The following is an 11469-nucleotide window of genomic DNA, read 5'->3' as shown; positions in this document are numbered from 1 at the left end:
CCGCTCCCACCTTTGATTGCATTCCAAGTCTGAAATTGATCCATCTCTAATAACAAAAATCCCCGGGAGCCCGCTTATGTCGGTCGATCCGCAACACCTGCTTCGCGAGCTGTTTGCCACAGCCATCGACGCCGCCCACCCCCGGCATGTCCTTGAACCTTATCTGCCCGCTGACCGCAGCGGCCGTGTGATCGTGATCGGCGCCGGCAAAGCCGCGGCCGCCATGGCACTCGTCGTCGAGAACTGCTGGCAAGGCGAAGTCACCGGCCTGGTGGTCACCCGCTACGGCCACGGCGCGCCGTGCAAAAAAATCGAAGTGGTCGAAGCCGCCCACCCGGTGCCGGATGCCGCCGGCCTGGCGGTGGCCAAGCGCGTACTGGAACTGATCAGCAACCTGGGCGAAGACGACCGCGTGATTTTCCTGCTGTCCGGCGGTGGCTCGGCCTTGCTGGCCCTGCCCGCCGAAGGCATCACCCTGGCCGACAAGCAAGCCATCAACAAAGCGCTGCTTAAATCCGGCGCGACCATTGGCGAGATGAATTGCGTGCGCAAACACCTCTCGGCCATCAAGGGCGGCCGATTGGCCAAGGCCGCATGGCCAGCGACGGTGTACACCTACGCGATTTCCGACGTGCCGGGCGACCAGGCCACCGTCATCGCTTCCGGCCCCACCGTCGGCGACCCGAGCACGTCGCAACAAGCCCTGGCGATTCTCAAGCGCTACGGCATCGACGCGCCCGCCTCGGTGCGCAGCTGGTTGCAGAACCCGGCTTCGGAAACCGTCAAACCCGGCGACCCGGTGCTGGCCCGCAGTCACTTCCAGTTAATCGCCCGCCCGCAGCAATCCCTGGAAGCGGTGGCGGTGAAAGTACGCCAGGCCGGGTTCAGCCCGCTGATCCTCGGCGACCTCGAAGGCGAAGCGCGGGACGTGGCCAAGGTGCACGCTGGTATTGCTCGGCAGATCGTGCAGCATGGCCAGCCATTGGCGGCGCCGTGCGTGATTCTGTCCGGCGGTGAAACCACCGTCACCGTGCGCGGCAATGGCCGTGGCGGGCGCAACGCCGAATTCCTGCTGAGCCTGACCGACAGCCTCAAAGGCCTGCCCGGCGTGTACGCCCTGGCCGGTGACACCGACGGCATCGACGGTTCGGAAGACAACGCCGGCGCGATCATGACCCCGACCAGCTACGCCCGCGCCGAGGCCTTGGGCCTGTCGGCCAGTGACGAACTGGACAACAACAATGGCTACGGCTATTTCGCGGCGCTCGACGGTTTGATCGTTACCGAGCCGACCCGCACCAACGTCAATGACTTCCGCGCCATTCTGATTCTTGAGACTGCCAACCATGACGCCTGACAAGAAGGTCAAAATCCTCGCCACCTTGGGCCCCGCCACCGACGGCATCGATGACATCCGCGAGTTGGTGGAAGCCGGGGTGAATATCTTCCGCCTCAACTTCAGCCACGGCGACCACGCCGATCACGCCCAGCGCTACCAGTGGATTCGCCAAGTGGAGCGCCAGCTGAATTACCCGCTGGGCATTCTGATGGACCTGCAAGGGCCGAAGCTGCGGGTCGGGCGCTTTGCCGAGGGCAAGGTGCAACTGGTGCGCGGCCAGGCCCTGCGCCTGGACCTGGACCCGACACCCGGCGATCAGTGCCGGGTCAACCTGCCACACCCGGAAATCATTGCAGCGCTGGAGCCGGGCATGGACCTGCTGCTGGACGACGGCAAGTTGCGTCTGCGCGTCATCACCAAACATGCCGAGGCCATCGACACCACCGTGCTGAATGGCGGCGAACTGTCTGACCGCAAAGGCGTGAATGTCCCACAAGCCCTGTTGGAACTCAGCCCATTGACCGCCAAAGACCGCCGCGACCTAAGCTTCGGCCTGGAGCTGGGCGTGGACTGGGTGGCACTGTCATTCGTGCAACGCCCGGAAGATATCCGCGAGGCCCGCGAGTTGATCGGCGACAAGGCATTTTTGATGGCCAAGATCGAGAAACCCTCAGCCGTGCTACGCCTGCAGGAAATCGCCGAACTGAGCGACGCGATCATGGTGGCCAGAGGCGACCTGGGTGTTGAAGTGCCCGCCGAAAGCGTGCCGCAAATCCAGAAAGACATCATCAGCACCTGTCGCCAATTGGGCAAACCGGTGGTCGTGGCCACGCAGATGCTCGAATCCATGCGTTTTTCCCCGGCGCCGACCCGCGCCGAAGTGACGGATGTGGCCAATGCGGTGGCCGAAGGCGCGGACGCGGTGATGCTGTCGGCGGAAACCGCCTCGGGCGAATACCCGCTGGAAGCCGTGCAGATGATGAGCAAAATCATCCGCCAGGTGGAAAACGGCCCGGATTACCAGACGCAACTGGACGTGAGCCGGCCCAAGGCCGATGCCACGGTGTCGGACGCGATCAGCTGCGCGATCCGGCGTATCAGCAGCATCCTGCCGGTGGCGGTGCTGGTGAACTACAGCGAGTCCGGCAGCTCCAGCCTGCGCGCGGCGCGGGAACGGCCGGTGGCACCGATCCTCAACCTTACGCCGAACCTGTCCACGGCCCGCCGTTTGAGCGTGGCGTGGGGCGTGCATTCGGTGGTCAATGATCGGCTGCGCCAGGTGGACGAGGTGTGTTCCACCGCGCTGGAAATTGCCCAGGCCCAAGGGATGGCGCAGCGCGGGGATACGCTGGTGATTACCGCAGGGGTGCCGTTTGGGCAGCCGGGGTCGACCAACTCGCTGCGCATCGAGACGTTGATTTAGCACCTGTAAGGGCCTCATCGCGGGCAAGCCCGACTCCCACATTTTAATGTGCAATACATTCAAATGTGGGAGCTGGCTTGCCTGCGATTGGGGGCGACTCGGTCTCACTGACTAAACCACCATGCACAACCCAACCTGCCCCGACTGGGCCGAAGCCCTGCTCAATGGCTTCAGCCAGATCTTCCTGCAGCGCCAGCCGCTGTGCGGCCTGCTGTGCCTGCTGGCCATTCTGATCGGCGCCCCGGCCTTGTTTGGCGGGGCGTTGTTGGGTGGTGTGGCGGGTTTGCTCACGGCCCAGCGCCGGGGCTATCCCAAAGCTGAACGTCAGGCCGGCCTTTATAGCTATAACGGTGTGCTACTGGGCTTGTTGATCAGCCAGCATTTCGCCTGGTCGGCCTTGTTGCCGCCGCTGATCCTGGCGTGCGGCGGCTTGAGTGCGATGCTCACGCGCCAATGGTTGAAACATGCCACGCAAGCGGATGACTTGCCCGCCTATACCGCGCCTTTTGTCGGCCTCGCCTGGTTGCTGCTGGGCACAGTGCCTGCAGGCACCTTCACCTTGAGCGAACCCGACACCCTCAGCGTGCTCACTGCGCCCTTCACCGGGCTCGCGCAAATCATGCTGCTGGACCAGCCACTGGCCGGCGCCCTGATTGCGTTTGGGCTGTTGCTGGCCGACCGTCGTGCCGCGCTGTGGGCGCTGATCGGTGCCGCCAGCGGCGTGCTGATCGCCCTGCTGATGGGCGAAACCAGCAGCGCCCTTCTCGGCCTGCACAGCTATAACCCAGCATTGGCCGCGCTGGCGTTGAGCCAGACGCGCCGCCAGCCTTGGTTGCCGCTGCTCGGCATCGGCCTGGCAATCACGCTCACGCCGGGGTTCAGCGCCCTGCAACTGCCGGCGCTGACCGCGCCGTTTATCCTCGCCTGCTGGCTGGTACGCGCCAGCCAGCGATTGTTCAAAGCCCGCGTGGACAGCCCGTTCGAATCCCCCTAGGCTTGCCCGATATTCGATTTAGGCGGGTTTTATGGACAGTAACAACGACTGGCGTCAGCGCCTCTACGTCATGGTTTTCCAAAGCGATACAGCGGCCGGGCGCCGCTTTGACGGCATTTTGTTGCTGATCATCCTCGCCAGCATTGTGATCGTGATGCTCGACAGCATCGACCAGGTTCACCAGAACTACGCGAATCTGCTGGCCTATATCGAGTGGGGCTTCACGGTGATCTTCGCCATCGAGTACGGCTTGCGGCTGTATTGCTCGCCCAAGCCGATGCGCTATGCCTTCAGCTTTTATGGGCTGGTGGATTTGTTGGCTATCGTGCCCGGTATCCTTGCGCTGTATTACAGCGATGCGCAGTACCTGCTGATCATCCGCATCATTCGGATGCTGCGGATTTTCCGCGTGCTCAAGCTCAGCCCGTATCTCAAGCAAGCCAACTACTTGATGGCGGCGCTGCGCGGCAGCAAGCAGAAGATCGTGGTGTTCCTGCTGAGCGTGTGCACCCTGGTGACGGTGTTCGGCACCTTGATGTACGTGATTGAAGGCCCGGAACACGGGTTTACCAGCATTCCCAAGGGCATCTATTGGGCAATCGTGACCCTTACCACGGTGGGCTTTGGCGACATCGTGCCGAAGACCCCGCTGGGCCAGGTGATTTCATCGCTGGTGATGATCACGGGTTATTCGATCATCGCCGTGCCCACCGGGATTTTTACCGCCGAGCTGGCAAGTGCCATGCGCGGTGAACAACTGCAACACGATTGCCCGGTGTGCAAGAAAGACAGCCACGAGCCCAACGCGGCGTTTTGCTCACGCTGTGGCAGTAACTTGTTTCATAAAGTGGAATAAGCAAAGTTCGTTTTAATCTTTAAACGTCTATGCGGGCCCGGCTATAGTCGATGGCAAATTGCCCCCACTCAATCAACAACCTTCTCGAACAACAAGGAATGAGCAGTGAAAAAACTTGTTAGCGCGTCTCTCCTGGCCGCCGGCCTTGCCCTGGCGGGCGCCGTTCAGGCCGCCCCCGTCACGCTGCTCAACGTCTCGTATGACGTCATGCGCGACTTTTACAAGGACTACAACGCCGCCTTCCAGAAGCACTGGGAAGCCGAGCACCCGAACGACAAGCTGACCCTGCAAATGTCCTTCGGCGGCTCCAGCAAACAAGCCCGTTCAGTGATCGACGGCCTGCCGGCTGATGTCATCACCATGAACATGGCCACCGACATCAACGCCCTCGCGGACAACGGCAAACTGGTGCCGGACAACTGGGTGACCCGCCTGCCGAACAACAGCGCGCCGTTCACCTCCGCCACGGTGTTTATCGTGCGCAAAGGCAACCCAAAAGCCCTGAAAGACTGGCCGGACCTGCTCAAGGATGGCGTACAAGTGATCGTGCCCAACCCGAAAACCTCGGGTAACGGCCGCTACACCTACCTGTCGGCCTGGGGTTATGTGCTGAAGAACGGCGGTGACGAAGACAAGGCGAAGAAATTCGTCGGCGAGTTGTTCAAGCACGCACCGGTGCTGGACACCGGCGGCCGTGCCGCCACCACCACGTTCATGACCAACCAGATCGGCGACGTGCTGGTGACCTTTGAGAACGAAGCGGAAATGATCGCCCGTGAATTCGGCCGTGATCAGTTCGAAGTGATCTACCCAAGCGTCTCTGCCGAGGCTGAGCCGCCGGTTTCCGTGGTGGACAAGGTTGTCGAGAAGAAAGGCACCCGCGTCGCCGCCGAGGACTACCTGAAATACCTGTGGTCGCCGGAAGGTCAGGAAATCGCGGCCAACAACTACCTGCGCCCGCGTGACCCACAGGTGCTGGCCAAGTACACGGACCGTTTCCCGAAAGTCGACTTCCTGTCGGTCGAGAAGACCTTTGGTGACTGGCGCACCGTGCAGAAGACCCACTTCAATGATGGTGGGGTGTTTGACCAGATCTATTCCGGTCAGTAATAACTGAACAAACACGGTAAAAAAAGTGGGAGCGGGCTTGCTCGCGAAAGCGGTGGTTCAGTCAATTGATTCGGTGACTGACACTCCGCCTTCGCGAGCAAGCCCGCTCCCACATTGGGCTCTCTGCCAGCCAGTTACATCGGCGGCGTCACGCCATCCTTGCCGGCAGAAATCGCCTGGGCGGTGATCGTCCCATCCGCCGCTTGCGCCGCAAACAACACCACCTTCACTCCCGGTTTAAGCAAGCTGCGATCCCCCGGCTCCAGGTTGACGATCGGCACATCATCCGGCACCACAATCTTCTGCTCGCCGCCTTTGTATTTTACGGTCAGGGTGCGCCCATGGCTGACCACCAGGTCACCGACGGTGCCGTTGGTCATGCTGCTGCCTTCTTTCAAGTCAAACGCGCGGTGCCCGTCGCCCGTGCCGGCCATGGCCGGTGGAAACACGTGAACTTCCAGGGCCGTGAGGGTGCCGTCGGCGTTGGGCATGGCAGCGGAACCGATGTAGCTGCCGGGCTTGATCTCATCGATCTTGGCCAGGGTGACGGCGCGTACCTGGGTGGCCTTGGTCAGGTGCACGGTGACGTCCTCACCGCTGCTGACCTTGACGTGCATCGCGTCGCCGTCCATCGCGGTGATGGCACCGCGCACACCGACACGCGGGGCCTCAGCGGCATTGGCCAAGCCAATCGCCATGGCCGCGGCGAGGGTTGAAGCCATGAGCATCTTGTTCAACGTGATCTTCATGAACGTGGATTTCCTGTTTCGGCAGTTGTGGCTGAATGTATCATTGGCGTTCGACCCGAAAGTTAACGTTTCAGTCATTAATTTCCGGCATGAGTGATATCACTGCCAGCGCTCTACTCCCGCCGCGGCGATGTCTTTACTCTCGCACGCCTTCTTCCTTCGCTTTAACGAGAACGCCATGAACGCTACCCCACCCGCTGCGAGCACCATGACCCGAGGCATGGTGATGTTGTTTGCGTTCTGTTGCGGCGCCATTGTGGCCAACATCTACTATGCCCAACCGATCATCGAATTGATTGCGCCGGACATCGGCCTGACCCCGGCGATGGCCAGCCTGATTGTGTCGCTGACGCAAATCGGCTACGCGCTTGGCCTGTTCTTCCTGGTGCCGCTGGGCGACCTGCTGGAAAACCGCAAGCTGATGATTGCCACCACCGTGCTGGCCATCGCCAGCCTGTTGGGCGCAGCGTTTACCGAGCAACCGAATCTGTTCCTGCTGGTGTCACTGCTGATCGGTTTCAGTTCCGTCTCGGTGCAAATTCTGATTCCGCTGGCCGCGCACCTGGCGCCTGCCGAGTCCCGTGGCCGCGTGGTCGGCAGCATCATGGGCGGGCTGCTGCTCGGTATCCTGCTGGCACGGCCGGTGTCCAGCGTCGTGGCCGACCATTTCGGCTGGCGTGCGATGTTCATGGCTGCAGCCGCGTTGATGGCGTTTATCAGCGTGGTCCTGTTGCTGACCATCCCCAAACGTCAACCCGACCACAGTGCCAGCTACGGCCAACTGCTGCGCTCACTCGGCACCCTGCTGCGCCAGCAACCGGTATTGCGCCAACGGGCGTTTTACCAGGGCTGCATGTTCGCCACGTTCAGCCTGTTCTGGACGGCTGCCCCGTTGGAACTGGCGCGTAATCACGGCCTGAGCCAAAGCGAGATCGCGCTGTTTGCCCTGGTCGGCGCCCTGGGCGCTATTGCCGCCCCCATCGCCGGGCGCCTCGCCGACGCCGGCCACACGCACCGCGCCTCGCTGCTGGCCATGCTGTTTGCTGCGTTGAGCTTCCTGCCAGCCTTGGTGCACCCGCTGTACAGCGTGATTGGCCTGGCGGTGACCGGTGTGGTCCTGGACTTCTGCGTGCAGATGAACATGGTCCTCGGCCAGCGCGCCATCTACGCCCTCGACGCCAACAGCCGTAGCCGCCTGAACGCGCTGTACATGACCAGCATCTTCATCGGCGGCGCGTTTGGCTCGGCGATTGCCAGCAGCGTGTATGAACACGGCGGCTGGTTGGGCGTGATGCTGGTGGGCAGTGCGTTCCCACTGGTGGCGTTGTTGCGGTTTTTGAGTACCTCGCGGCAGACCGCAGTTGCGACCGCCTGAGTATTCCTAAGAGCGCACCAACTTCTCCAACGCCGCGTCCGCCAGAAATGACGAGCGGCTTTTGACCTTGTGCTCGCGCACATAGCGGTCGATGCGCTGAATGACATAACCGGGCAAGGTCACATTGACCTTCTCGGTCTTGCCCAGATAGGGCGAGATGTCCAACTCCAGCATGCCCCAGCCCATCCCCGCGTAGTCTTCGTGGGCATGATGATGGGCCACTGAGGTTGGCATCGGAATCACGCCCCCCTCTGCCGCGATCTCTTGCAGCATGATGTGCGCGACTTCCACAGCGGCGTTGTACGCCTCTTCAAAACTGTCCCCGGCGGTGACAGCGCCTGGAATATCGGGGATCTGAATACCGGTGGCGGTGAAGTCATCGCCCCATTCGATACAGATTGGGTATTGCATGAGTGCTCTCCTTAAAACTGAAACAGCCCGGCGCGCTTCCTGATACTTCTGACCGTGCCCAACGGCAGGTCCTTCTTGGGGTGCGGCACCGGGATCGTGTACGGGCTATAGCGGTGAGTGAAAATGTGATGACTGCCCGTGACCCTATCCAGCACCCAGCCCGCCTCTTGCAGCGCCTTGATCAATAACCTGCTTTGCACCCCAGCCTCCTTGGCTTGGCCTGAATAAAAGTAACCCTAGAGTTATCTTTACTCAAGCACAGATTGCGTAAGCCTGACTGGCGGTTGTTTTACGGGATATTGAACCCATGTGGTTTTACCCCTGTGTAGAAGGGTTACTGGCTTAGCGCCGCCGCGTGAAACCTGGGGATACGGCCGTTAAGTGACGGCCAGTAGCTGAACCGGCCAGCGCCGGCCAGCAAGCCAGGCTGACGATGCAACAAGGCCGATACGGCCTGCGAGGCAATGCTCAGCGCGAGGCGTTGGCCAGGGCACTGATGGCGCCCCGAACCAAAACTGAAGAGGCGCCGGTGCGCGCGCTCAAGCTCAAAGCTGTCGGGATTCGGGTTTGCCTCAACGTCCCGATTGGCACACGCCAACAGCACCAAAATGCTATCCCCCGCTGCAAGGACACGGTTGCCAATCGTGCAGTCCTCGGCGACGAATCGTCGTGTGTTTTGCACCGGCGAGTCGTAGCGGGCGACCTCCTCCACCAGTGACAGTGCGAGGGCTGGCGTGTGCAGAATCCGATCCACCAGATCAGGCCGCCGAGCGAGCATGACCAGCGAATTACCGATCAAGCCGGCGGTGGCTTCGCAGGTCTGCGACAGCAGCCCGATCAGGTTGGCAGTCAATACATCAGCGTCTTGCCAATCGCCGCTACGCAGGTGGGCCAGCAGCGCTGTTTCTTCCAGCAGGTCACTGAACATCTGCCGCAGCCGAGACGCGCCGGCATCCGCTTTAAGCAATTGGGGTTCACTGCTCAGCGGTGAAAGGCAGGCGACGAAGTCCCGCGTGAGCCCGGCGACAGACGCCAACTGCTGCGCCTGAAACCCCAACAGCGCCGCAACCACCGAGACAGGTAAGCTGAACATCAGGGTGTCGAGGTTACCCATGCTGTCGATGAGCTGCCCGACCACGTCTGCGATGGGTTGCGCGCCCACACCCGCCAGCGCAGGTTCAACCGCCGCTCTCGGGCATCGATGAGCCTGCCCCTCGTTCATACGCATTAATCGCGCAAAAACCTGGCCTGCCGCACCTTGTGCAAGGCTCTTGGGCACCGGCTCGTTAAGCGGGCGCACGCGACAGTCGGGGTGCGCCAGCACCGCCTCGACCGTGCTGGCGCGGCTGGCGATCCATAGGCCAAGATCGGCATCGAACATCAATTCAGGGTTACGCCGAAGGCCTGCGTAATACGGATAGGGATCAACATGGGTGGCAGCTTGCAACGGTGTCATCCGGGACGTCCTGTACTCAAAGAAAGCGTTACTATCAGCCCTCCCACACGGCAATGATTCGCTCAGGAACGAACTATGCACGCCCATGACGATGACGCGGCGCTCTCACACGTCGCAGGTGCGATTGCGGAACCTGCGCGGACAAAAATGCTCTGCGCGCTGATGGATGGCCATGCGCGCACCAGCACCGAGATGGCGGCGATTGCCGGGGTCAGCACCTCCACCGCCAGCGCCCACCTGGCCAGGCTCAAGCACGATGGCTTGCTCACGCTGCACAGCCAGGGACGCCATCGCTATTACAGCCTGGCCGGCCCCCATGTAGCCCAGGCTATCGAGGGCTTGATGGTGATCAGCCGCACGACCACCACGGCGTTCGTCTCGACCACGCCCAGTCGTTTACAGTTCGCACGTACCTGTTACGACCACATGGCGGGCACACTGGCCGTGCAACTGCATGACCACTTCATCGCGTCCCGTTGGCTGGTGGGCGACGGCACCTACCAGCTCACTGCGCTCGGCGAAACAGCGATGATAGAACTCGGGGTTGATACCGCCGCACTGCGCGCACAGCGCCGGCGCTTTGCCTGTGCCTGCCTGGACTGGAGCATGCGCCGCCCACACCTGGCCGGTGCGTTGGGCGCAGCATTTTTGCAGTGCGTTATCCGCCGTGAATGGGTGACCCAGGACCTGGACAGTCGGGCGCTGGGGTTGACGGCCAAGGGGCGCAAGGCCTTCACCGCCCGATTTGGAATAAAGACCTGCGAACAATAAAGCGCCCACAGGCTATGCGGTGTTCAAACAATTCGGCCATCCCCTGCCACCGTCACATGCCACGGCAACTCGCGCCGAAGCGCCGCCCTTCGCCTTCCAGCAGATAACCCAAGGTCAGCGTTGAGTGTTGCAACGGCAACGCGCTGACGCTCAGTTCACCAAACCGCTCGAGTGCCCGTGGTCGAGACAGCACAGCAGACGCTCGACCGTGTGCTCCAGCGGGCCGGAGTTATCCAGCACGAACAACCCCGCGCCATGACCGGCAATCAGCTCGGCGGTGAACCGCGCGTTGCGCGCCAAACGTTCTTCGATGTCCGTCAGGGACTCACGCCCGCGCGCGACCAGGCGCTGGCGCAGTACGGCCTGATCAACCGTCAACAGCAATACCAGCACCGTCGGGTAGCGCTCGCGGGTTTGCGCCAGGTGCGCGCGCGAGCCATTGACCAGCACGTCGTCCCTTGCCGCCAGCCACTCGTCGATGCCTTTGGGAATGCCATAGGACAACCCATTGGCTTGCCAACTGAGGGCAAAGGCGCCCTCGGCCTGCATCGCGGCAAACTGCTCCGGGCTGACGCCCTGCGCCGCTTCGCCCACAGCTTCCGCCGAGCGTGTAATCACCCGGCGCACAATCCGACAACCGCGCTCGCCCAGCCGTGGGCGTGCGGCATCCAGCAGGCTGTCCTTGCCCGAACCCGATGGCCCGATGAGATAGATCAACCTGCCTGCCATCAACATCCTCTCTTTGCTTGTCGCCAGACTTGTTGCATGCGGGACTGAGCTCTATTTCGTTGACGGGGAATTAAGAATACAGATAACAAACTCTGGGGAGTTTCGCGACTTTTCCTACGATCTCTGTGGTGTGCAGTTGGTGGATCAAGCGCTGAATCGGGAGTATCCCGTGGCTTGATGGCAAGCCAGCTCCCACAGTGAGTGGGTGTACATCAGGGAATATCTTGCACGAGGGTGGAGCAGGCCTAAATGTCAG

General features: G+C 61.7%; 12 protein-coding genes and 1 pseudogene. 7 read left to right on the top strand and 6 right to left on the bottom strand.

The window, feature by feature from the left end; all coding sequences use genetic code 11:
- Positions 1 to 76: 76 nt before the first annotated feature.
- The 5 genes from ACI77D_RS18085 (at position 77) to ACI77D_RS18065 (ending at position 5722) form a co-directional block, all read left to right on the top strand.
- Complete coding sequence (locus ACI77D_RS18085) at positions 77 to 1357, top strand: glycerate kinase (RefSeq protein WP_064451586.1); 1281 nt, start codon at positions 77 to 79, stop codon at positions 1355 to 1357.
- Positions 1347 to 2762, top strand: a complete 1416-nt coding sequence (gene pyk / locus ACI77D_RS18080) for a pyruvate kinase (protein ID WP_064451585.1) — start codon at positions 1347 to 1349, stop codon at positions 2760 to 2762. The genes ACI77D_RS18085 and pyk overlap by 11 nt, the downstream gene beginning before the upstream one ends.
- Before the next feature lie 121 nt (positions 2763 to 2883).
- On the top strand, positions 2884 to 3756 hold the full coding sequence (locus ACI77D_RS18075; RefSeq protein WP_407017169.1) for an urea transporter: 873 nt from the start codon (positions 2884 to 2886) through the stop codon (positions 3754 to 3756).
- Positions 3757 to 3787: 31 nt separating this feature from the next.
- Positions 3788 to 4612 (top strand): ion transporter, encoded by an 825-nt coding sequence (locus ACI77D_RS18070; RefSeq protein ID WP_407017168.1) that lies wholly within the window; start codon positions 3788 to 3790, stop codon positions 4610 to 4612.
- A 105-nt stretch (positions 4613 to 4717) separates the two neighbouring features.
- Positions 4718 to 5722, top strand: a complete 1005-nt coding sequence (locus ACI77D_RS18065; protein WP_064451582.1) for a sulfate ABC transporter substrate-binding protein — start codon at positions 4718 to 4720, stop codon at positions 5720 to 5722.
- 134 nt (positions 5723 to 5856) lie between these two features.
- Here the strand turns inward: ACI77D_RS18065 and ACI77D_RS18060 are convergent, their stop codons facing one another.
- Positions 5857 to 6471 (bottom strand): DUF5666 domain-containing protein, encoded by a 615-nt coding sequence (locus ACI77D_RS18060; RefSeq protein WP_064454889.1) that lies wholly within the window; start codon positions 6469 to 6471, stop codon positions 5857 to 5859.
- 178 nt (positions 6472 to 6649) lie between these two features.
- Here ACI77D_RS18060 and ACI77D_RS18055 point away from each other — a divergent pair, with 178 nt between their 5' ends.
- Entirely contained in the window at positions 6650 to 7846 is a 1197-nt protein-coding gene (locus ACI77D_RS18055; RefSeq protein WP_082895853.1) for an MFS transporter, read from the top strand.
- A 6-nt stretch (positions 7847 to 7852) separates the two neighbouring features.
- Here the strand turns inward: ACI77D_RS18055 and ACI77D_RS18050 are convergent, their stop codons facing one another.
- The 3 genes from ACI77D_RS18050 to ACI77D_RS18040 all read right to left on the bottom strand — a co-directional run bounded on the left by ACI77D_RS18050 (position 7853) and on the right by ACI77D_RS18040 (position 9713).
- Positions 7853 to 8257 carry a type II toxin-antitoxin system HicB family antitoxin gene (locus ACI77D_RS18050; protein WP_064451580.1) on the bottom strand — a complete coding sequence of 135 codons (405 nt, stop codon included), beginning with the start codon at positions 8255 to 8257 and terminating at the stop codon, positions 7853 to 7855.
- Positions 8258 to 8268: 11 nt separating this feature from the next.
- A complete protein-coding gene (locus tag ACI77D_RS18045; RefSeq protein WP_064451579.1) occupies positions 8269 to 8457 on the bottom strand; it encodes a type II toxin-antitoxin system HicA family toxin in 189 nt (62 codons plus the stop codon).
- Between the two features lie 134 nt (positions 8458 to 8591).
- Positions 8592 to 9713 (bottom strand): cytochrome P450, encoded by a 1122-nt coding sequence (locus tag ACI77D_RS18040; RefSeq protein WP_064451578.1) that lies wholly within the window; start codon positions 9711 to 9713, stop codon positions 8592 to 8594.
- Between the two features lie 75 nt (positions 9714 to 9788).
- Between ACI77D_RS18040 and ACI77D_RS18035 the strand changes: the two genes are divergently transcribed.
- Positions 9789 to 10484: a helix-turn-helix transcriptional regulator gene (locus ACI77D_RS18035; protein WP_064451577.1), complete on the top strand. Its 696-nt coding sequence runs from the start codon at positions 9789 to 9791 to the stop codon at positions 10482 to 10484.
- 79 nt (positions 10485 to 10563) lie between these two features.
- On the opposite strand, the pseudogene ACI77D_RS18030 reads toward ACI77D_RS18035, so the two are convergent.
- Both ACI77D_RS18030 and phnN read right to left on the bottom strand, forming a co-directional pair.
- A pseudogene (locus ACI77D_RS18030) lies at positions 10564 to 10650 on the bottom strand (phosphonate metabolism protein PhnP); the annotation flags it as partial.
- Positions 10635 to 11213 carry a phosphonate metabolism protein/1,5-bisphosphokinase (PRPP-forming) PhnN gene (gene phnN, locus ACI77D_RS18025; RefSeq protein WP_407017167.1) on the bottom strand — a complete coding sequence of 193 codons (579 nt, stop codon included), beginning with the start codon at positions 11211 to 11213 and terminating at the stop codon, positions 10635 to 10637. The pseudogene ACI77D_RS18030 and the gene phnN, both read right to left, overlap by 16 nt.
- Positions 11214 to 11469: the final 256 nt, after the last annotated feature.

The organism is Pseudomonas sp. O39, from assembly GCF_045447295.1.
Lineage (GTDB): Bacteria > Pseudomonadota > Gammaproteobacteria > Pseudomonadales > Pseudomonadaceae > Aquipseudomonas > Aquipseudomonas antarctica_A.
This window is presented reverse-complemented; position numbering and strand designations above follow the sequence as displayed.

What these genes read in the sequence shown, in the direction of transcription:
- ACI77D_RS18035 (WP_064451577.1), top strand. Translation starts at nt 9,789, where the DNA reads ATGCACGCCCATGACGATGACGCGGCGCTCTCACACGTCGCAGGTGCG.
- ACI77D_RS18060 (WP_064454889.1), bottom strand. Translation starts at nt 6,471, where the DNA reads ATGAAGATCACGTTGAACAAGATGCTCATGGCTTCAACCCTCGCCGCG.
- pyk (WP_064451585.1), top strand. Translation starts at nt 1,347, where the DNA reads ATGACGCCTGACAAGAAGGTCAAAATCCTCGCCACCTTGGGCCCCGCC.
- ACI77D_RS18075 (WP_407017169.1), top strand. Translation starts at nt 2,884, where the DNA reads ATGCACAACCCAACCTGCCCCGACTGGGCCGAAGCCCTGCTCAATGGC.
- ACI77D_RS18040 (WP_064451578.1), bottom strand. Translation starts at nt 9,713, where the DNA reads ATGACACCGTTGCAAGCTGCCACCCATGTTGATCCCTATCCGTATTAC.
- ACI77D_RS18070 (WP_407017168.1), top strand. Translation starts at nt 3,788, where the DNA reads ATGGACAGTAACAACGACTGGCGTCAGCGCCTCTACGTCATGGTTTTC.
- ACI77D_RS18085 (WP_064451586.1), top strand. Translation starts at nt 77, where the DNA reads ATGTCGGTCGATCCGCAACACCTGCTTCGCGAGCTGTTTGCCACAGCC.
- ACI77D_RS18055 (WP_082895853.1), top strand. Translation starts at nt 6,650, where the DNA reads ATGAACGCTACCCCACCCGCTGCGAGCACCATGACCCGAGGCATGGTG.
- ACI77D_RS18050 (WP_064451580.1), bottom strand. Translation starts at nt 8,257, where the DNA reads ATGCAATACCCAATCTGTATCGAATGGGGCGATGACTTCACCGCCACC.
- phnN (WP_407017167.1), bottom strand. Translation starts at nt 11,213, where the DNA reads ATGGCAGGCAGGTTGATCTATCTCATCGGGCCATCGGGTTCGGGCAAG.